Raw genomic sequence first — 20,720 nt, 5'->3', positions numbered from 1 at the left:
GAAGGGCAACGGTGGATGCGCACTAAAAATCCTTTAGAGGAGGAGCGAGCATGTCTGCTCTCATTACTACGGATCTTGTGCTTTTGGACAAGAACCTTGGTGATACTCGCTTTGATGTGATTAGGCATCTAGCGCAAGCCGTGACTGACGCGGGCAGGTCAACCAGTTTTGACGAACTCTATGCTGCCGCGTCGGAGCGCGAGTCGAAAACCGATACCGGCATTCCCGGCGGTATGGCGATTCCGCACTGCCGTTCGGCCGCTGTCACCGAGCCCACCCTGGCTATGGCCCGGCCCAAACCAGCGGTAGATTTTGGTGCTAAAGATGGTCCGGCCGACCTCATTTTCTTTATTGCCGCGCCGGAGGGGGCAGATCAGGATCACCTGAAGATTCTCTCCACCATGGCCCGCTCTCTCATGAAGAAGAGTTTTACCCGGCAGCTGCGTGAGGCACAGACCGAGCGGGAGATCGTTGATGCGGTCAACGGTGCCCTGGGTCTGAATGAAGACGGTACCGAGGCTGTAGCCCCCGCCCCGGAGACCGCACCGGCGTCTACCGGTGGGGCTGAACCCGGTGCGGGTACGGCTGCCCCTGCCCGTCAAAAGATTGTTGCGGTCACCAACTGCCCCACCGGTATCGCCCACACCTATATGGCGGCAGATGCACTCACCTACGCTGCCGAGGAGATGGGCTACGACTTCAAGGTGGAGCCCCAGGGCTCGGCTGGAGGGGACAAGCTCACTCAGGCCGATATCGATGAGGCTGACGCGGTGGTATTCGCTGTCGCCCTTCCGGTGCGGGGCCGCGAACGTTTTGCCGGCAAACCGGTGGTTGAAAGCCCGGTCAAGCGCGGTATCGACGAACCCAAGGCCATGATCGAGGAGGCGCTTGCGGAGGCCGCCAACCCCCGGGGCAAGCGTGTTGCTGCGGGGAGAGTGGATACGGAAGAGACCGCCTCGGCTGAGGGCTCCTGGGGGACCCGAATCTACAAGGCGCTCATGACCGGTGTCTCCTACATGATTCCTTTTGTGGCCGCGGGCGGTATTATCGTTGCCCTGGGCTTTATGCTGGAGTCGATCACCATGCCCAACCTGGGTGATGTTGACCCCCAGATGATCTTGGGTATGAGCGACGATTCGGTCAGCCACCCCACACTTTTTAACCTGGACGGTGTGCCGCTTTCCCTCTATCTGGGTGCCGCCCTGCACTTTATCGGTGGTTTCGGTCTATCCCTCATGGTTCCCGCGCTTGCGGCCTATATTGCTTACGGTCTGGCCCAGCGGCCCGGTATTGCCCCGGGCTTTATCGCCGGTTCTGTGGCCGTGCAGGTTGGTGGCGGCTTCCTGGGGGGTATCGTGGCTGGCCTCCTCGCGGGTCTTTGCGCCTACTGGCTTTCGCTTCCCAAGATGCCGCGCTGGCTGGCGTCGATGATGCCGGTGGTGGTCACACCCCTGCTGGCTACCCTTTTTGCCGGCGGGCTCATGTACTTTATCCTGGGCGGTCCTATCGCCTGGGTGATGGAGAGTCTACAGAACTGGCTGGCCTCCATGTCCGGCAGTTCGGCTGTTTTGCTGGGCATCATTCTGGGAGCCATGATGGGCTTTGACTTGGGTGGCCCCGTTAACAAGGCAGCCTATCTCTTTGCGACCGCCGGTCTCTCTGAGGGGGGTCTGGCCAACCAGCAGATTATGGCCGCGGTGATTATCGCGGGCATGGTTCCGCCGCTGGCTATGGCGCTGGCTACCACGGTTCGGCCGAGGCTCTTTACCGCGCCCGAACGTGAAAACGGTAAGGCCGCATGGCTGCTGGGGGCATCGTTTATTTCTGAGGGCGCTATTCCGTTTGCCACCGCTGACCCCCTGCGCGTGATCCCCTCCTCCGTGGTCGGTGCCGCGGTAGCGGGCGCGATCTCAATGGGTGCAGGTGTGGCCTCCCCGGCGCCGCACGGCGGTATCTGGATTATCGCGCTGGTGACCAACTGGCCCATGATGATCGTGGCTATTGCTGCGGGTACGGTTGTTTCGGCGCTGATCTATGTGGTGCTGAAATCACTGACTTCACAAGCACGTACGAAAGAAGAGGTTGCCGCGTAAACGCGGGTAGACTCTTCTCCAATGAGAGAAAACCTTCAAAGATAGGAAGAGTGATGACTACCTATAAGGGTGTTGGTGTTTATGCCGGCCGCGTGATCGGCGAGGTCTTGCAGATGCCCGAGCAGATTAGGGAGCCTAAAGCGGGACTCAAGCTTGCTGCCGGTGAAACCGTTGAGTCGGCGTCGGCCCGGATACAGTCGGCCGCCGAGGCTGTTAAAGCGGACCTGCTAGAGCGTGCCGAACACGCTAGCCGCGACGGCAAGGCGGTGCTCAAGTCGACCTCACAGATGGCTACCGACCGCGCACTGCTGAAGGGTGCTAAAAAGCTGGTGGAGAAGCAGGGTATGGCCCCCGAGCGCGCTATCTGGGAGGCGGCCACCGATTTTGCCAAGCAAATGGAATCCCTGGGCGGCTATATGGCGGAGCGGGTGACCGATATCCAGGATGTCCGCGCCCGGATTGTCGCGCAGCTTACCGGCCAGCAGGCCCCGGGTATCCCGGTATCCGATAAGCCCTTTGTGCTGGCGGCGGTTGATCTGGCTCCGGCTGATACCGCGACCCTGAGCACCGATACGGTGATCGCACTGATCACTTCGGACGGTGGACCCCAGGCGCACACCGCGATTCTTGCCCGCGGGCTGGGTTTGCCCGCCATTGTTGCGGCCAAGGGTGTTACCGAGATCCCCAACGGCACTACGGTCTATATTGACTCCAACGAGGGGCTGATTGATACTGAACCCACCGCCGATCAGCGGGAAGCCGCGGTGAAGTTTGCCAACCGCAAGCCCCTCCCCGACTTTAGCGGTAAGGGCGAGCTGGCAGATGGCACCTCTGTGCCTCTCTACGCGAACGTTGGCGACGGTAAGAGTGCCGAGAAGGCTGCGGGGCTTCAGGCGGAAGGCGTGGGGCTGCTCCGCACCGAGTTTGGTTTTCTGGGGAATGACACTGAGCCCTCGGTGGAAACCCAGGCCGAAACCTATAAGTCGGTTTTTGATGCTTTCCCCGGTAAGCATATTGTGGTGCGCACTCTCGATGCCGGTGCGGATAAGCCCCTTCCCTTCCTTAATGTGAAGGAGGAGGAGAACCCGGCCCTGGGTGTTCGCGGTTTCCGTACCGACTGGACCGTTCCCGGGGTGCTGACCCGCCAGCTAGAGGCTATTAATAAGGCGGCGGAGGGGTCCGAGGCGGATATCTGGGTGATGGCACCGATGATCTCCACCACCTCTGAGGCCCGCAACTTTAAGAATATGCTTGATCGGGTGGGCATTAAAACCCGCGGGGTGATGGTTGAGACTCCGGCGGCTGCGGTGAATGCCGAGGCTATCCTGGGTGAAGTTGACTTTGTGTCCATCGGCACCAACGACCTGACCCAGTACACCATGGCTGCGGACCGTCTGCTGGGCGATCTTGCTCATCTGAACAACCCCTGGCAGCCGGCGGTGTTGAAGATGATTAAGCTGACCGTTGAGGGGGCTCAGCGGGCTTCCGTGCTGCACGGGACCAAGAAGTATGTTTCCGTGTGCGGTGAGGCGGCAGCCGATCCCGCCCTGGCGGTGGTGCTGGTTGGGTTGGGTGTTGATACCCTCTCCATGAACGCCGGGGCTATCGCGGCGGTTTCTGCGGTGCTGAAGTCGGTGACCAGGGAGAAGGCTCAGCAGATCGCGGTCAAGGCGCTTTCGCAGATCTCGTCTGCTGAGGCTAAGGCTGCGGCCCGTGAAGAACTCCCGATCCTCGATGAGCTCGGGCTATAAATAAAGAAAGCTATAAATATAGCAAGTGGGTGGGTTCGGTGCGTCAAAACGCGCTGAACCTCCTTTAGACTCATAGTGGAAGAGCTTTTCCACACTCTAATCAAGGAGAACTATTATGGCAGAACGTATCGCCACCATCGCAAGCCGCGTTGGCCTGCACGCCCGCCCGGCAGCTATCTTCGCAGAGGCAGCTGGCGACCTGCCCGTAGAAGTAACCATCGCGGCTGAGGGTGAGCCCGCAGACGAGGCCATGGATGCGGCATCCATTCTTTCCCTGATGTCGCTGGGGGCTAAGCACGGTGACCGTGTGGTGCTCCGTGCTGAGGGTGACGGCGCCGAGGAGGCTCTTGACACCCTGGTCAAGATTCTTGAGACCGACCACGACGCTGAGTAGCCTCGGTTTCTCTAGGTCGATCAGGGGGCCCGCTACCGTAACGGTAGCGGGACCCCTTTTTATGGGGGCTGAGGCTTTGAGAAGATTACTAAACTATGAGGATTGGTGTCCTGTATTTTTCTTGCTGGCCGCCAGTATTCTGGCAACGTTCTTGGAATGGAGGCTGTCGCCTATACGCTGTCCAAGTATAGGAGGGTAAAGACGCCTTTTTTGGTCGAGTATCTGAGAGTGGTAGATATCCTGTGGAGACCGATTGAACAATCGTACTTTTGATTCATATGTGAAGCTGCCTCGAAGCCGATTTGCTGATTCGTCTTCGCCCACCCACATGTAGGCTGAATCTTCAATGAGCTGGCGGTCAAGCGCTCTGGTCAGATATCCTGCGACCCAGTCGGCGAACTGAATATTGGAGGATAGTTTGCTATCCAGATGCATAGGGGCTTCTAAGAGTCTGCGCATCTCTGGATAATCAGCAGATCGAGAGAATATGTGTTGGTACATGCGGGCTACTCTCTGAGCCCGTTGTTTTTCATTGATGCTGTCGATGGTTACTAGGATGTTTGAATCTTTTGTCTCGGCGTAGCGAGCTAGACGGTTGAGAGTTTCTTTCATCGCTATTGCTTCCCGTTCTTCCACGTCTAGAGATGTTTGCTTGGGCGTGCCACGTTCTTTCTCATCAATGTAGTAGAAGAGTTTCCCTCCACTTTTTCTCAGTTGATCGACGAGCGAGCAGAAAATACGCAGGTGTTCGGGATGCTGGATAGGAACTTCTCCTCTGAAAATTTCAGAGCCTTTGACCTCCAGGTATTTGATGTCCTGGTCTGGGGCTTTCCCCGAAAAGCGGTTGCGCTTCTCGTTGGTGAAGATGGCTCCAAACCCTCTGGCGTGTTCTTCCGGGATGATGAAACCGGCGTACCCGAAACCGGGGGACGTGTTGTATCTTCGATCATCTCGTGAGATGAAGGCGCCTGGTTCCCCAATTTCGTCAATATAGGCTAAGAGCATACGTTCTCTGTATCCTTCTTTATCACGACAAAAGCTCACGCCGAAACGTGAGCTTTTACGGGATGACGCTCTGAGGACTCTTGGGAGCAGACCCTCACCTCTAGCTTTCAAGACTCATCGTACAGTGAAGTTGACCAGATCGTCAATGACTTGTGGAGAATTTTAACTAGCAGCGAGGATGGTGCTTGTAACCACTTCACCAGTCAGGGGCCAGAGCGAGCGATCAACCGGCCCCATCTCACGTCGGTCCGGCTGTAAACGTTCCCCGTATCTCGCTAGACTTGGGGTGGAGAAAAATCTGTATGGCGTGTAGGAGACGCGCCCGTTGGAAGTTGAGGCCCTTGCAAAAATTTAAAGCGCGTTTTGCCACTGACCAAGAAGTAGCTCACTGGGACGATCACGTGATCTCCAACCCCGGCGGAGGCAACCTGTTACAGTCGGAGTCTTTTGCCTCCGTTAAGGCCAAGCATGGTTGGAAGCCGCTCCACCTGGTCTACGAGGGCACCACCGACATCGACGGTGAGGAGAATCCCTTCACCAGCTACAACCTGGTGCTTGAAAAAAAGGTACCGGTACTGGGCAAAATCTGGTACATGATCAAGGGCCCAGGCGTTGACCGTGTTGAGGACATACCGGCTATTGTCGAGGCAAACCGGGTTTTTATTCGGGAGCAGAAGCTGGGTGTTTTTGCCGTGAAAATTGAACCGGATATCCTGGCAGACGATCACACTAGCGCTGTGCTCTCCGGCAGCGGACTGGTGAAATCCTGGAATATCCAGCCCAACGACTCCACCGCTATCCTCGACACCGACAAGAGCGAAGAAGAGGTGCTCAAATCCCTGCACTCCCGCGGCCGTAACGCGGTGCGCAGGTCTGCCCGTGAAGGCTGCGTGGTGGAGCGGGTGGAGCTCACCGAAAAAAATATGCGCACCATGTACGCGCTCATGGACACCGTGGGGCAGGGGAACGCCAAGGTGCACCTACGCTCCTACGACTACTACCGTGATTTCTGGACACATTTTGCTCAAGCCGGGCAGGGCCGGCTCTACTTCACCTACGAAGACGGAGAACCCTCTGTGGGCGCTTACGTGATCAACTACGGCGAGAAAGGGACCTACAAAGACGGCGGATCCAAGCCCCGCCGTAAGCAGTACGGTGATTCCCACCAGGTGCAGTGGACCGCGATCACCGACCTCATGAAAGAACACGGAATCACAAGCTATGACTTCTGCGGGACCCCTCCCAAAGATCAGCTAAAAAATAAGGACCACCACCATTACGGTTTGGGGCTTTTCAAAACATCGTTTACCAAGACCGTGATCGACTATGTTGGTGTGTGGGACCAGGTGTTGTCTCCGGTCAAATATAAGGTGTGGGTCAATTTTGCGGAGAAAGTGATGCGTGGCCTGTGGGTGCGTAAAACGGGGCAGCCTTTCTACTAGGATAATTTTTCGGTATACAGCGCCCACCCACCGATACGCGGTGAGGTGGGCTATCTTATGAATAGCCGCGCTGCGCGTAAACGGTATGAAAGACAGTCGGAGAGGAGGGCTCGGTGAGCGATTCTGAGAGGAAAGTTTTGCGGCAGACGGCTTACCCTTCTGCCTTTGCGTTTGATCGAGGTGCCGCTGAGCCTACCGCTGAGGGGCAGGACAGCGCTGTCTTTGGTGCCAGTGCACCCCTGCCCGGACCCCAACATCCCCGGGCGACACAGGGCCTCTCTGGGCAGCTGGGGGTTCCGGTGGTATCGCTGGACGAGGTGCGTGACCCCCATCTGCGTGACTCGTTACGGGCCGGTACGGCGGGTGCCGGTGATACCGCAGGTGAAGGTGAAGAGTCGGCTACCGGGCACAGCGGTCAGCAACCGGTGGGGGGTTCGGGGCAGAGCCCTTTTGAGCCGGTGAGTGAGCCGCAGCAGCCGCAGCCTTTAACCGCGGCTCTTCCGGTCATTTCGGCGGATACCCCGCGATCTCCTACCACGGGCGGGGTCGCGCAAGCCGCCTACCCGTCGGCCGAGCTGACCAGCCCCCTGACGGCCCCCGGCCATCTCACCACTGCTAAGCCCGGCTGGGTCAAGTCCTCGTTTAAATCTTTTGTGCACGCTGACCGCTCCCTCACCAAGCCCATGCGGGGTATGGCCAGACTAGCCCAGCGTCAATTTGCCGCAACCCGGCGGGAACGTGACCGCCAAGACTATGTGCGGGAGAAAGAGCAGGCGCGTGAGATTCTCAACTTCACCCTCCGCCTCTCTGAAACCATGTTCCACTACGGGGCAGATACCGTCGATGTTGATTCGGCGATCGTCTCGGTGTGCGCGGCCTACGGGCTCGATAACGTTGAGGTGGATATCACCAACCAGTCGGTCATCATCAACTATGTCTCCGATATCGACGATGTTGACCTGCACACGCGGGCACTTAACACCGTGGACCCCGACGGTGAGGAAACCAAGGAGGAGCGTTTTAGTCACACCGTGATGCGGGTGGTGCGCTCTTCGTCCGATAACTATGCGGCGCTGGATGACATATACAAGCTCATCTACGACATCACCCAGAACCAGCTGCCGCGGGGCCGTGCTGAGCGGCGGCTGCTGAAAATCAACGAGGCCAAGAAACCGTACTCGCCGCTGGTTCTTATGCTGGCAAATATTGTGACCGCGTCATCGCTGACCATTGGTATCGGAGGTTCGCCGGCTGCGGGGGTGGCCGCGGGTCTGGTGTTTTTGGCGATCTATTTTGTGGACCAGCTGATTGCTCGGCTCAATATGCCCAGTTTCTTTAACATGGCGGCGGGCGCCGGGGTGGTGACTTTTTCTGCTATCTACATGTCCGGGGACTCGTCACTGGTTGCGAATATGGGGGTGAGCGTTGCGGCCCCGCACATTGTGGCTGCGGGTTTGATTATGCTTCTGCCCACGTCCAAGCTGGTGTCGTCGGTGCAGGATGCTCTCAACGGTTTTCCGCTGACGGCGGCGGGTAAGGTTGTTTCAACCGGCATGTCATTTCTGGGTATAGTGGTGGGTCTTGCCTCGGCTGTTGCCGTGCTATCAGCGATCGGTATTTCTGAGCTCAATGTTGAAGAGACCGTGTTTGATCCGCCCCATCTCTGGACCAACTATATTTTTATGGTGCTTGCCAGTGTGGCTATCGGGGTGACCATGCACGCCCGTATTCGCACCCTGCTGTGGGTTGTGCTGATCTCAACCTGCGGTATTGCGGTCTATGATCTGTTTACCTATTCTTTTGGGGCCGGGGCGGGGCGAGCTAACACGGCTGTTGCCGCTATGGTCATTGGGCTGCTGAGCACCTACCTGGCCTACCGGCTTCATGCACCGGCCGCTATTTTTTATGTTCCGGGTCTGACTTTTCTGCTTCCCGGCCTCTCTATATTCCGTGGCCTGTATATGTTTACGGTGGAAGCTGACTCCGTGACCGGGGTTCCGGGCATGGTGACCGCGGTGGGGATTGTGGTGTCCATGGCTTCGGGTGTGGTGCTGGGCAGCTACATTATGCAGAATATTGTGCAGCGTGCGCTGCGGCCCCGCCGCGAGGTCGGTGCGCAGCAGACCGGGGCGCACACCCTCGACCGCTAGCCCAGTCTCCAGTCAACCGGTTCAGCGCCCTGCTGTACCAGGTAGCTATTGGTCTGTGAGAAGGGGCGGGACCCGAAAAAGCCGCGCGAGGCCGAAAGCGGTGAGGGGTGGGCAGATTCCACACAGGGGTAGTTGCCCAGGAGCGGGCGGGCATTGCGTGCATCCCTGCCCCAGAGGATTCCTACCAGGGGGCTCCCCCTCTCCGCCAGGGCCTGTATAGCCCGGGTAGTGACAGCCTCCCAGCCCAGGTTGCGGTGTGATCCGGCTTCGCCGGCACCGACCGAGAGCACCCTGTTGAGAAGCATCACTCCCTGCTTACTCCAGGCAGAAAGGTCCCCGTGCTGCGGCGGCTGCACCCCCAGGTCGCTGTGTAGCTCCCGAAAAATATTCTGCAAAGATCGGGGAAGCGGCCGCACATCGGGGTGCACGGAGAAGGACAGCCCCATAGCGTGCCCGGGGGTCGGGTAGGGGTCTTGTCCAATGATGAGTACCCGCACCCGTGCAAGGGGCTGTTGAAAGGCGTTAAAAATATCCCGGGACGGCGGTAGGGTGTGTCTGCCGGCCCGGTGTTCTTCACGTAAAAAATTTCCCATAGCCCGAATATTGGGTTCAACGGGAGCAAGGGCATCTGCCCAATCTGCTGCCATAATGTGATCCAGGGGCTGAGCTGGCACGGTGCACCTCACAAACGAGAAGGGTATGAAAATATGCGTTTCAAGACTAGGCTATCGAAAATAAAGTGACCGGGCAGCCGGTATGCAGAGAGAAAAGGGGTGGGCGCGATGAGCGAGACAGGATCGAAGCCAGAGGAAGCAGAAACCGGGGAGAGTATCGTGGCAGAGGAGTCCCTTGAGGCGGGTATTCTTGCCATCGAAAAACGCCGCTGGAAATATCCCGGTGCCAAGGAGCAGGCAATCCGCCGAGAACTTAAAATGGCGCCCATCGCCTACTATCAGCGGCTCAACACCATGATCGATGACCCCCGGATTATCGCCCGCGAACCAGCACTCACCCGCCGGCTACGTCAGCACCGGCAGGATTAGCACCGCAAGAACACCGTATTCCCGCTAACTTTTCGCATCGCTGCCGGCCAGCAATCAATCCGTGCACGGCGATACCTGTGTACCCTAGAGGGTAATTCAAATATTTCTCTCACCGCATCTTTTGGAGGACCCCGTGACCCAGTATCCCCGCGACGAATTTGATGATGTTCCCGAAGATTCCCAGCGCCGCGGTGCTTACCGCGGTAGGGAAAAACAGGAAAAAACCTCGAGTAAAGGGTTTATCGCTATTCTGGTGGCGGGCTGCCTCTCCCTTCTGGTGGGGGCCCTGATGTTTATCTACCAGCCGCGCAACCTTTCGCCCGAGGCCTCGGCGTCGTCTGCATCGTCGGCGCCGGCCGCCGAGTCGGCGTCCCCAACTGCTGAGGCGAGCGAGGGTACCGCCGCCCAGGAGGTCGAGATCTACAATGGTGGCGCCTACGTCGGTGCCGCCACCGAGGCTCAGCGGGTAGTGGAGGAACAGGGCTACACTGTCACCACCACCGACAACTGGCAGGGCGTGCCGGTAACAACATCGGTTCTGTTCTACTCCGCCGGGAAGGCCGCGGAGGCTAACGCGTTGGCAGACTCCTTGGGTATAGCGCTGATCGAGGAGGACCCGGCCGCGCAGGTGGATTTCTACGCGGTGCTGGGCCCCGATTACACCGGTACAAGCCAAAGCTCCGGGCAGGCTAGTGCGGATACGGGTACGGGAACCGGCACGGACGCGGGAACCGAAACGGGCGCAGATGCAGGGTACGGGAATGGTGCCGGCTACATCGACCCCAACCAGGCCGGCGGCTACACCGGCCAGTAAACAGGCACCCTGTGCGCTCAGGGCGATTAAGTCTGACAGCGGGGTGAAAAGGTTTGCGCTTGCCTTACTCAAGTGCCAATATTGATTTAGCACTCTCGGTGCTTAACTGCTAAATCGCGGTGCTAGATTTTGCGGTGTACCGGGAGAGAAAAAACTTACTTTCACCCTGTGAGGTGCAGGTTCCTCTCGTGAAGATCGCGCAGGGGGCGGCGCCGTCCGTCGCGGGCACAGTTGAAAGAAAAATAACTTCTTGGTCCAGGAGGGATTAAGTAAATATGGCAAAACTTATTGCTTTTGATGAAGAGGCCCGCCGCGGCCTCGAAAAAGGGCTCAACACCCTGGCCGATGCCGTGAAGGTGACCCTGGGTCCCCGCGGCCGCAACGTCGTCTTGGAGAAGTCGTGGGGTGCACCCACCATCACAAACGACGGTGTTTCTATCGCTAAGGAAATTGAGCTTGAGGATCCTTACGAGAAAATCGGTGCGGAGCTGGTTAAAGAGGTCGCTAAGAAGACCGACGATGTAGCCGGCGACGGCACCACCACCGCCACCGTTCTGGCTCAGGCGCTGGTGCGCGAGGGTCTGCGTAACGTTGCTGCCGGTGCTGACCCGCTCTCGCTCAAGCGCGGTATTGAGAAGGCTGTTGAGGCGGTTACCGCTGAGCTGCTGAGCTCCGCGAAAGAGGTTGAGACCGAAGAGGAGATCGCCGCAACCGCTTCTATCTCTGCCGGTGACCCCGAGATCGGTAAGCTTATTGCCGAGGCCATGGAGAAGGTCGGTAAAGAGGGCGTTATCACGGTTGAGGAATCGAATACTTTTGGCCTGGAGCTTGAGCTTACCGAGGGTATGCGTTTTGATAAGGGTTTCCTCTCCGGCTACTTTGTGACCGATGCTGACCGTCAGGAGGCGGTGCTTGAGGATCCTTACATCCTGATTGTGAACTCTAAGATTTCCAATGTGAAGGATCTTGTGCCCGTACTTGAGAAGGTCATGCAGGCGGGTAAGCCCCTGCTGATTATCGCTGAAGACGTGGAGGGCGAGGCTCTGGCGCTTCTGGTGCTGAACAAGATGCGCGGCTCCATTAAGTCTGTTGCGGTGAAGGCCCCGGGCTTTGGTGACCGCCGTAAGGCTCAGATGGCGGATATTGCCGTGCTGACCGGTGGCCAGGTGATCACCGAGGAGGTTGGTCTCTCGCTGGAGCAGGCAACCATTGACCTGCTGGGTTCTGCTCGCAAGGTTGTGGTGACCAAGGATGAGACCACCATCATCGAGGGTGCCGGTGACCAGGCGGCCATCGAGGGTCGTGTGGCTCAGATCCGCGGTGAGATCGCTAACTCTGACTCTGACTACGACCGCGAGAAGTTGCAGGAGCGGCTGGCTAAGCTGGCCGGTGGTGTGGCTGTGCTCAAGGCGGGTGCGGCAACCGAGGTTGAGCTGAAGGAGCGTAAGCACCGCATTGAGGACGCTGTGCGCAATGCTAAGGCAGCCGTTGAAGAGGGTATCGTCGCCGGTGGTGGCGTAGCTCTGATCCAGGCTGGTGCCAAGGTATTTGACTCCCTCAACCTTGACGGTGACGAGGCAACCGGTGCGGCGATCGTGCGGGTGGCTGTTGACGCTCCGCTTAAGCAGATCGCTACCAACGCGGGTATGGAGCCCGGCGTTGTGGTGGCTAAGGTTCGTGAGCTTCCCGAGGGTACCGGGTTGAACGCGGCAACCGGTGACTACGAGGACCTCATGGCTGCCGGCATTAACGACCCGGTGAAGGTGACCCGTTCCGCTCTGCAGAACGCTGCCTCTATCGCCGGTCTTTTCCTTACCACCGAGGCAGTGGTGGCCGATAAGCCCGAGCCGGCCGGTGCCGCTAACCCGGCTGCCGGAATGGACCCCGGTATGGGCGGCATGATGTAAGCAGCCCGCTAGGCCCCTTCGGTACTTAGCGAGAAAACCCCGCAGTAGCCCTACCCGTGATGGTAGAAGCTGGTGCGGGGTTTTCTGCTTTACTATAGTGTGGGTTGTCTGGGCTTGCCGGAATATTTATTGGTGGGCGGGGTGACCGGCGGCCGGTTAGACCATCCCGAGCTCACCGGAGTGTGTATTGATGAGAAGGGACTGCGGAATGGATTTGCAGAGAGTTACTGAAGAGTCGCGTGATATTCGCGCGCAGTACCACCGGCTAGAGGATCTTCACCACGGGTCTCACTGGTCGGTGGAGGAGGACGCCCTGGCGTTCCTCACGGACGCCGGGCTGGTGGGCCGCTACACCATGGCCCAGCAGGGACGCTGGCCCAGTGAAGGTGCGGATGAGTTGGCTTTCAAAATTGGTGAATGCACCTGGTGGTTAGCGGTTTTGGCGGATCGTATGGGGCTTTCATATCGGGAATGTGTTGAAGGTTTCCTAGAGCAGAAGCGGCAACAGTTTAACTAGCTGGACCGGTGGGTAAGGGGCGGTAAGATGGTGAAGCTATGGATTGCCACTACCATCGGGCGGGACTCTGCCACTCCTGTACCCTGATCGAGACCCCCTACAGTCGTCAGCTAGAGGGTAAACAAGAGCGGGCCGAGAGCCTGCTCGCTTCCTGGACCGGTCTTACCTGGCTAGAACCGGTAGCTAGCCCTGAGTCGGCTTTCCGCAACAAAGCCAAACTGGCGGTGGGCGGAGACACTCAAAACCCTACCCTGGGTGTTATCAACCGGGACGGGGAAGGAGTTGATCTCGCTCACTGCGGCCTCTACGATCCGCAGATTACCGCTATGCTACCGGCACTCCGTTCACTGATTCGGCGGGCAGGGCTCACCCCCTACAGTGTTCGGCGGCGAAGGGGAGAACTGAAGAATATTCTGGTGACCGTTGCACCTGGTGGGCAGTCTATGGTCCGGTTTGTGCTGCGTTCTAAAAAACTTTTGGTGCCTATCCGCAGGGAGGTCGACCGTTTAAAGCGGGAGATCCCGGGCTTGCGGGTGATTTCGGTGAACCTCTTGCGCGAGCACGTTGCCCTACTGGAGGGGGCCGAGGAGATTATTCTTACGGAGCAGCAGACCCTACCCATGCGGGTCGGAGGGCTAACTTTACACCTGCGCCCGCAGAGTTTCTTTCAAACCAACACCGCTCTTGCTGAGGAACTCTACCGGCGCGGGCAGCACTGGGTTGCCGAGGTGGCTCCGGCCAGCCTGTGGGATCTGTACTGCGGTGTTGGCGGGTTTGGTTTACACGCCGGGCAGGTACTGGGCGATCGGGCGGAGGTGACCGGTATTGAGATCAGCGAGCAGGCTGTTGCCAGTGCCCGGCGGAGCGCGATAGAGCTGGGGCTTGGGAACGTGCGATTTGAGGTGGGGGACGCTACGGGTTTCGCCCTGGACGCCGGACCCCGCGCGGTGCCCACACCCGAGATGCTGGTGGTGAACCCGCCGCGTCGGGGCTTGGGCGAACGGCTTGCCGCCTGGATTGAGTCGTCGGGGGTTGAAACCCTTATCTATTCCTCGTGTAGGGCCGAAACACTGGTCAAAGATATGGAGTCTATGCCCTCTTACGCGCCGGTGGGAGCCCAGGTGCTTGATATGTTTCCGCAGACTAAGCACTACGAGGTGATAACTCTGCTGAGCCGGCGGTAGCGTCGGTGAGACCTTTGCCCTCGAATTCCTAGGTTTCGTCCGAGATCCTAGGAAATAACTGAGGATCTCGGACGAAACCTAGGATCTGGGTGCGGGTTATCTTTTGCCGTCCACCGCACGGAAATAGTCGACGGCAATCATGATTCTTCATGTGAGAGGGAGCGAAGGTTGATCCCTAACCAGGTGTTGGGGAGAAGGTCGCGGTGGGTATGGGTAACAACGACCATGCAGCGCCCTGCACTGCGTTCGGCCTCAAGTATCTCAACCATGAGCGGGACCGACTCTGTGTCGATGGCTGACAACGGTTCGTCCAGCAGGAGTACAGGAGCGTGGCTGGCGGCAACCGTTGCGGCAAACCACACTTTTTGGGCCTGGCCGGTGGAGAGCTGTGCGCAGAGTTGGTCTGTCACATCTTCACAAATGAGCTGTCGCACCAGGCTCAGGGAATCTTCAGGGTTTCTGCCGTGAGCGGCAGCGTAAAATTCAAGATGCTCGCGCACTGTCAGAAGCCGGAAGAGCGCCGGGTGAGATGTCATGTGCCATCGGGAGCGACGGGCGGATACGGTATGGGCTGGGAGGCCGGCCAGGGTGACCTGCCCGCTATCTGGCCGCAGTGCGCCGGCAAGAAGATTGAGCAGGGTGGATTTTCCTGAACCGTTTGGCCCGGTGAGTACCGCTGCTTGGGCAGCGTCAAGGCTGAGGTTTACGTTTTTGAGGACGGGGTGATCGGGGATGAAACCGAAGTGCAGGTCGGTGATGGAGAGAAGGGGCATTTAGAGTGCTCCTCGCGGGAAATGGGCGGTCAGAGTACAGATGGGGGCGAGAGATGCAGCCCCGACGATCATGATGAATATGGGGATACCAATATGTAAGCCGGCGTAGATAGCCGCACAGATGGACAGGGTGAGACCGGTAGACAGTAGGGTGGCCACCGGGTGTTGTCGGATACGGCCGTTAGAGTTGGCTGGGATCCGTGCGGGAAAGAGACAGTCGGCAAAAACTGTGGCAGGGGAGACGAGGAGGGCCCCGGTGAGCCAGGCAGATAGAGCTGACCCCACCGGCAGCGTGGATGAAAATATAATCATGGGTAATGGGGCCGCACCGAGGAGCGCACAAAGCAAAAAGGTTGAGCAGATGAGTGCGCTTGCCACGCCGCGCTCGCCCAGATGTGAGGCCGTAAGGTGTGGCAGAAGGGACTGGTAGGTGTTGACGGAGCATATTCCGTGAGTGAGTCCGGCCGCTAAGAGGGGACCGGAGGCGGCAATACCCCATGCGGCTTCGGTGGGGAGGACCGGGGCCGCTGATGCGGTCCATAACGCGCCCAGCCCAAAAGCCGCGGTGCAGAGTGCGGCCCTGACCGAGATGAGTATTTCTCCGGTCTCGCTGTCGGGGCGGTCTCGAAGGGTTGTCAATGGTAATGCTATGAGCCTGCCCCAGGCGTTCCGAGGCAGGGGGAGAGCCCGTCGAGTGTGGACCGGTGGGGAGTCTATGGGGGCTTGGCCTCGGGGAAATTTTAACAGTTTCGGCAGGGTGATGGCGGTGGCAAGTAAGAGAGTGGTAAGGATACCGAGTAGGGTGTGGGCTCCTTCTGGGGAAGCAATGAAGTTAAGGGCCCTGTGTAGGGTGGGCTGGAGTTCTTGCCTTCCGGGAAAGGCGGGGAGAAGAAGCCCGGAAAAGGCTACACCGGCTACCGCCGCAACCAGAGTCCAGCAGCCCAAGCGGAGGAGGGTCAGTGATACCCCTCCCATGGCGAGTATACAGAGGAGGGCCGCTCGAACGAGGGCACCGGCTACCGCCAGGGATATGCTCAGTAGGGCCGGTGCTACCAGGGTGCCGGGGGAGAGCTGCCAGCTGTAAAGCGCAAGAATACTGCCCAGGGCTATGACGGTGACCATGGCGAGGGTTTCCAGGGCGATGGGGAGGATAATTCGGGCTACAATGATCTCTCCCTGGGTGTAACCAGCGTGGGTGAGGATTGCAGCATCTGCCGGTGCCCTGGTTTCGCGTGCGGTGCGGCCGGAGATACTGAAGATGTGGTGGGCCAGGAAGATGATCCCGCTACCGTGCAGCATGGCGGTGAGGGTCTGGGACGTGTCTAAGAACTCGATGAGTCGGGGGCCGACGGCCACCAGGAGGGTGAGTATGAAACCGAGGGCTAGCGCGAGGGTAGCAGCTGCCGTGGTGAGGATCAGACAGACACTTCGGGTGATCCGAAAATCCGGTGATACGGTGCGTATGTGGAGGAGCCTGTTGGTCTTTACGATGAGTAGTACCGCGCGCCATCGGGGTGGGACGGCGGTATTCTCGGGTGCATGCGGCCTGTGGGCTATGCTGCCGGTCTGTTCTTTCACAGGTGGGTCCGTTGGGGGCGCTGCGCTAGTTCTATGCCCCCGATAATGAGAAAGAAGAGTAACCAGGATCCGGCTGCCAGCGCGGGGGCGGGCCCCGCTGCCCGGTGTGCCAGTATCGCGGTGGTGGGGGAAGCGGCTCCTCCAATGAGCAGGGCCAGGGCTAGGGGGAGATTGACTCCTAGGCGGCTACTCACCGTGATTGTGTAGGTTATCGCGAGAATGGCGGCCAGACCAAACCACACGTAGATAAGGAAAGTCCAGAAGGCGGCGGCATGATCGGGGAGTTCAGCTGGCGGGGCTACCGTGGCCACGATTCCGACGATTGCGGCTGCCCCGCTGAGGGCTATTCCGCGGACTAGAGGGGTTCTCACCGGGATACTCCTATCAGAAACACGGTTGTAAGGATTATACACAGAGCTAACTGCGCAATAAAACGTATGATCTGGGCACGTTTGGGCAGCATTCTTCGGCTTTCTTGACGCTGTGTTAAGCACCCGGACTTTTGTGAAGCGTTTGTGAAGACACCGTCTTCACGCCCTGTCACACGGCGAAATATAGGCACCTTATCTTGTGGGGCGGTACCGAATCCGCCTATATTGATTTTGTATCTATCAAGAGCGGCCGAGAGAACTGGCTCAGTGACGCCGCAGCAACCTCACCCGATAACACCGGGAGAAGGTGCTCCTGCCAGAGCCGATAGAAGAATCAGCTTTAAGCTTCTGGCATCGTGGCTCTCCTGCGAGGGAGTCCGATGCTGATCTATCGGGCGAATCCACCGGAAGGAGACGCTCTACCATGGCACCTCATACGGCCCTTTCGTATGAACTTTACCCGCCGAGAAGTTCGGAAAGTCGGGATTCGCTTTTGCGAACCATTGAAGAACTATCGGCCACAACACCCGACTACGTGTCGGTTACCTACTCGGGTAGTGTCGAACGTAAACGGCAGACGCTTGCCCTGCTGGACTATCTGGTGCACGAAACCAGGCTGGTACCGTTGGCTCACCTCACCTGCGTGGGGCATTCGGTAGATGAGCTGGAACATGCCGTGCGGCGTATTATCGGCTTGGGAGTGCGGGGTCTGCTGGCCCTGCGCGGGGACCTTCCTCCGGGGGTGCCCCCGGATTCCCTGGAGCTTCCCTTTGCCCGCTACCTGGTGGAGCTGATCCGGCGTGTGGAGCGCGAAGATTTTGCGCACTTTGCCGGGGGACGGCTGGCGATCGGGGTGGCCGCCTACCCGCAAAAACACCCCGAGTCCCTCTCCCTCCTTCAAGACATTGAAATTTTGCTTTCCAAGCAGCGTGCCGGTGCAGATTTCGCTATTACACAGGTCTATTTTGATAGCGACCGCTACCGGAGCCTGATTGATACCGCGGCCGGTGCCGGCGTCAACCTACCGATTATTCCGGGCATTATGCCGGTGACGTCCCTGGGTAGGCTCACACGCCTGTGCGAGCTGGCGGGGCTGGAGATTCCCGCAGACCTCGCTACCGCACTGGAGGGTGCTAGCAGTGAGGCGGAGCGTCACAGGGTCGGTGTGGACTACGCCTACCGGCAGTGTCAAGAGGCCCTGGATTCGGGGGCTAGCGGGCTGCACTTTTATACCTTCAACGAGCACCGCGCCGTGCTCGACGTACTCGACCGGCTGGATATCGCACCCTACACTTCGCGCTACCACACCTCTCTGACACCCTCAGCGTCACAGTAGGATCATCAATATATTTAAAGAAAGGTTTTACCTTGTCAACACATGTTTTTCCCTCAGCAACCATCGTCGGTTACCCCCGTATCGGTCGCCACCGCGAATTGAAGAAGGCGGTTGAGGCTTTTTGGAAGGGCACCATAGATTGCCGGGAGCTCACAGCCCGAGTGGATCGGTTACAGCAGGATAACCTCGCCCGGTTGACAGAACTTGGGCTGGAGGAAGACTACTCGATTCCGGCCTCTTTCTCCCACTACGATCAGGTGCTCGATACCCTGCGGCTGTTCACCGCCGTACCCTCCCGATTTTCCGGTGTGCTGGATCAGCGCGGCCTCCTCCCGCTGGAGGGATATTTTGATCTGGCCCGCGGCACCGCAGAACAGCCAGCACTCGAGATGACCAAGTGGTTTGACACCAACTACCACTACCTTGTGCCCGAGATTGGCCCCGGCACCGAGTTTAGGCTAAACCCCGAGGAGCTGTTCGCCCAGCTTGATACGGCGAGTGAACGGGGGGTCGCGGTGCGACCGCAGATCGTGGGACCCATCACGTTTTTGGCCCTGGCAAAAACCGAAAACGGTGCCCCCGAAGGTTTTGAACCCATCTCCCGGCTCAAGGACTTACTGGCAGTCTACGAGGAACTTTTCGGGCAGCTTTCCGCACGAGGGCTGGCCTGGGTGCAGCTTGACGAACCGGCGCTAGTCGCCGACCATACCCATATCGGCCGCGAACGCTTGGCCGAGCTGGTCTCAGAGACCTACACGCAACTTGCCGGCCTCAGTAACCGTCCCTCCCTGTTTATCACCTCACCCTACGGAGATTTAGAGCAGAACCTTGAGCCCCTGGTCCGCTCGGGTATTGAAGCCCTACACCTCGACACGGTCTCTGCCAACTACGGTGACCGCCTAGCAGACATTGCCGGACGACAGAACCTCCAGCTTGTTATAGGAGCGGTTAACGGCCGTAACGTCTGGCGCACCGATCTGAGAGAGGTCGTCAACCGGCTGGGCTCTCTCAAGCACCTATCCGTGGCCACCTCAACCTCCTTACAGCACGTGCCCCACGATCTTGAGCTTGAAGAACATCTCGATGGCAATCTCAAAAACTGGTTGGCTTTTGCTGACCAAAAAGTGTGTGAGGTGCTCACCCTGGCTCGGGCCCTGGCCGGGGACCAACAAACAACTGCCGGTGCTATCGAAGCGGCCTCGGAGGCGCAAACCCTGCGCCAAGAATCACCGGGGGTGCGGGTGGCAGAAATTCGTGAGCGCGTGCGCCGGATCACCGACCAGGAGGGAGCTTTCGAGCGCCCGGCGGCAGAGCAGCGGCAGAGAGCGCAAGCCCACCTTAACCTTCCGCTGATCCCCACCACCACCATTGGTTCCTTCCCCCAGACATCGGAGGTGCGCAAACAGCGGGCAGCCTTCCGCGCGGGTAAAATCTCTGCCAAAGAATTTGAGGGCTTTTTGCGCGGTGAGATTGCCTCGGTAATCAGGTTGCAAGAAGAGATCGGCCTCGATGTTTTGGTACACGGGGAGGCCGAGCGTAACGATATGGTGCAGTATTTTGCCGAGAACTTTGACGGCTTTGCCACCACCGTTCACGGCTGGGTACAGTCCTACGGTTCGCGCTGCACCCGCCCCTCTATTCTCTGGGGCGATGTGAAGCGTGCCGGTGCGGGGCTTGAGGGTGAACCTTTTACCGTACCCTGGATCTCCTATGCCAATTCGCTGACCGATAAGCCGGTGAAAGGTATGCTCACCGGACCGGTTACTATTTTAGCCTGGTCTTTCGTGCGCGATGACCAGCCCCGCGCGCAGACCGCCCACCAGGTGGCCCTGGCTTTGGCGGATGAAATAGCAGATCTTGAGAAAGCGGGGATCGGGATTATTCAGGTGGACGAACCGGCCCTGCGGGAGCTACTGCCCCTTCGTGGCGCGGAGCAGCCGGACTATCTGGACTGGTCTGTTTCCGCGTTCCGCCTGGCTACTTCCCAGGTGGCTGACTCCACCCAGATTCACACCCACCTCTGCTACTCGGAATTTAACGAGGTTTTTGAGGCGATTGACGCCCTTAACGCCGATGTGACATCCCTTGAGGCGGCGCGCTCGCGGCTGGAGCTTTTGCGGGATCTTCCGGCAAGTTTTGACCGCGGGATTGGGCCCGGCGTGTGGGATATTCATTCGCCCAGGGTGCCGTCTGTGCAGGAGATTCGTGCTCTGCTTGAACAGGCTGTACAGAGTGTGGCTCCGGAACATGTGTGGAGTAATCCCGACTGCGGGTTGAAGACCCGTGACTATGAAGAGACCCGCGCTTCTCTTGTTAACCTGGTGGAAGCGACCGAGGCGGTGCGCGGACAGGTGCGCTAGGG

General features: G+C 58.8%; 17 protein-coding genes and 1 riboswitch. Of the genes, 12 read left to right on the top strand and 5 right to left on the bottom strand.

Going from position 1 to position 20,720, the window contains the following annotated elements:
- The first annotated feature begins 50 nt into the window (after nucleotides 1-50).
- From ACS1BR_RS06290 to ACS1BR_RS06280, 3 genes are all read left to right on the top strand, one after another.
- Nucleotides 51-2,093 carry a PTS fructose transporter subunit IIABC gene (locus ACS1BR_RS06290; RefSeq protein WP_463561107.1) on the top strand — a complete coding sequence of 681 codons (2,043 nt, stop codon included), beginning with the start codon at nucleotides 51-53 and terminating at the stop codon, nucleotides 2,091-2,093.
- Between the two features lie 53 nt (nucleotides 2,094-2,146).
- Nucleotides 2,147-3,844, top strand: coding sequence for a phosphoenolpyruvate--protein phosphotransferase (gene ptsP, locus ACS1BR_RS06285; protein ID WP_463561106.1), 1,698 nt, complete (start codon nucleotides 2,147-2,149; stop codon nucleotides 3,842-3,844).
- A 115-nt stretch (nucleotides 3,845-3,959) separates the two neighbouring features.
- Nucleotides 3,960-4,238 (top strand): HPr family phosphocarrier protein, encoded by a 279-nt coding sequence (locus tag ACS1BR_RS06280; protein WP_463561105.1) that lies wholly within the window; start codon nucleotides 3,960-3,962, stop codon nucleotides 4,236-4,238.
- Nucleotides 4,239-4,331: 93 nt separating this feature from the next.
- On the opposite strand, the gene ACS1BR_RS06275 is transcribed toward ACS1BR_RS06280, so the two are convergent.
- Nucleotides 4,332-5,243 (bottom strand): DUF3800 domain-containing protein, encoded by a 912-nt coding sequence (locus tag ACS1BR_RS06275; RefSeq protein WP_463561104.1) that lies wholly within the window; start codon nucleotides 5,241-5,243, stop codon nucleotides 4,332-4,334.
- 341 nt (nucleotides 5,244-5,584) lie between these two features.
- Between ACS1BR_RS06275 and ACS1BR_RS06270 the strand changes: the two genes are divergently transcribed.
- Nucleotides 5,585-6,685 carry a lipid II:glycine glycyltransferase FemX gene (locus ACS1BR_RS06270; protein ID WP_463561103.1) on the top strand — a complete coding sequence of 367 codons (1,101 nt, stop codon included), beginning with the start codon at nucleotides 5,585-5,587 and terminating at the stop codon, nucleotides 6,683-6,685.
- A 113-nt stretch (nucleotides 6,686-6,798) separates the two neighbouring features.
- Entirely contained in the window at nucleotides 6,799-8,835 is a 2,037-nt protein-coding gene (locus ACS1BR_RS06265) for a threonine/serine exporter family protein (protein ID WP_463561102.1), read from the top strand.
- Here the strand turns inward: ACS1BR_RS06265 and ACS1BR_RS06260 are convergent.
- Nucleotides 8,832-9,509, bottom strand: coding sequence for a uracil-DNA glycosylase (locus ACS1BR_RS06260; protein WP_463561101.1), 678 nt, complete (start codon nucleotides 9,507-9,509; stop codon nucleotides 8,832-8,834). The genes ACS1BR_RS06265 and ACS1BR_RS06260 overlap by 4 nt on opposite strands.
- Before the next feature lie 108 nt (nucleotides 9,510-9,617).
- Between ACS1BR_RS06260 and ACS1BR_RS06255 the strand changes: the two genes are divergently transcribed.
- From ACS1BR_RS06255 to rlmC, 5 genes are all read left to right on the top strand, one after another.
- Entirely contained in the window at nucleotides 9,618-9,878 is a 261-nt protein-coding gene (locus ACS1BR_RS06255) for a DUF3263 domain-containing protein (RefSeq protein WP_463561100.1), read from the top strand.
- 133 nt (nucleotides 9,879-10,011) lie between these two features.
- Nucleotides 10,012-10,692, top strand: coding sequence for a LytR C-terminal domain-containing protein (locus ACS1BR_RS06250; RefSeq protein WP_463561099.1), 681 nt, complete (start codon nucleotides 10,012-10,014; stop codon nucleotides 10,690-10,692).
- Between the two features lie 275 nt (nucleotides 10,693-10,967).
- The gene (gene groL / locus ACS1BR_RS06245) at nucleotides 10,968-12,599 is read left to right on the top strand and encodes a chaperonin GroEL (protein ID WP_463561098.1); all 1,632 of its coding nucleotides are present in this window, start codon (nucleotides 10,968-10,970) and stop codon (nucleotides 12,597-12,599) included.
- Nucleotides 12,600-12,807: 208 nt separating this feature from the next.
- Nucleotides 12,808-13,116 carry a nucleoside triphosphate pyrophosphohydrolase family protein gene (locus ACS1BR_RS06240; protein ID WP_463561097.1) on the top strand — a complete coding sequence of 103 codons (309 nt, stop codon included), beginning with the start codon at nucleotides 12,808-12,810 and terminating at the stop codon, nucleotides 13,114-13,116.
- Between the two features lie 38 nt (nucleotides 13,117-13,154).
- Nucleotides 13,155-14,300, top strand: coding sequence for a 23S rRNA (uracil(747)-C(5))-methyltransferase RlmC (gene rlmC, locus ACS1BR_RS06235; RefSeq protein ID WP_463561096.1), 1,146 nt, complete (start codon nucleotides 13,155-13,157; stop codon nucleotides 14,298-14,300).
- 137 nt (nucleotides 14,301-14,437) lie between these two features.
- Here the strand turns inward: rlmC and ACS1BR_RS06230 are convergent, their stop codons facing one another.
- Genes ACS1BR_RS06230 through ACS1BR_RS06220 form a run of 3 tightly spaced genes read right to left on the bottom strand, consistent with a single transcriptional unit; the run spans nucleotide 14,438 to nucleotide 17,022 of the window.
- On the bottom strand, nucleotides 14,438-15,073 hold the full coding sequence (locus tag ACS1BR_RS06230) for an ABC transporter ATP-binding protein (RefSeq protein WP_463561095.1): 636 nt from the start codon (nucleotides 15,071-15,073) through the stop codon (nucleotides 14,438-14,440).
- The gene (locus tag ACS1BR_RS06225) at nucleotides 15,074-16,651 is read right to left on the bottom strand and encodes a hypothetical protein (protein ID WP_463561094.1); all 1,578 of its coding nucleotides are present in this window, start codon (nucleotides 16,649-16,651) and stop codon (nucleotides 15,074-15,076) included. It lies immediately after the preceding gene.
- Nucleotides 16,648-17,022 (bottom strand): hypothetical protein, encoded by a 375-nt coding sequence (locus ACS1BR_RS06220; protein WP_463561093.1) that lies wholly within the window; start codon nucleotides 17,020-17,022, stop codon nucleotides 16,648-16,650. Before ACS1BR_RS06220 ends, ACS1BR_RS06225 begins: the two co-directional genes overlap by 4 nt.
- Nucleotides 17,023-17,256: 234 nt before the next feature.
- A riboswitch (SAM riboswitch) is annotated at nucleotides 17,257-17,354 on the top strand.
- Between the two features lie 92 nt (nucleotides 17,355-17,446).
- Between ACS1BR_RS06220 and ACS1BR_RS06215 the strand changes: the two genes are divergently transcribed.
- Together ACS1BR_RS06215 and metE are read left to right on the top strand one after the other, a co-directional pair.
- Entirely contained in the window at nucleotides 17,447-18,358 is a 912-nt protein-coding gene (locus ACS1BR_RS06215; protein ID WP_463561092.1) for a methylenetetrahydrofolate reductase, read from the top strand.
- A gap of 32 nt (nucleotides 18,359-18,390) precedes the next feature.
- Entirely contained in the window at nucleotides 18,391-20,718 is a 2,328-nt protein-coding gene (metE, locus tag ACS1BR_RS06210) for a 5-methyltetrahydropteroyltriglutamate--homocysteine S-methyltransferase (protein ID WP_463561091.1), read from the top strand.
- Nucleotides 20,719-20,720: the final 2 nt, after the last annotated feature.

The organism is Rothia sp. 18CD1-1, assembly GCF_055285355.1.
Note: the sequence above shows the minus strand (reverse complement) of the source record. Positions and strands in the feature narration are given on the sequence as shown.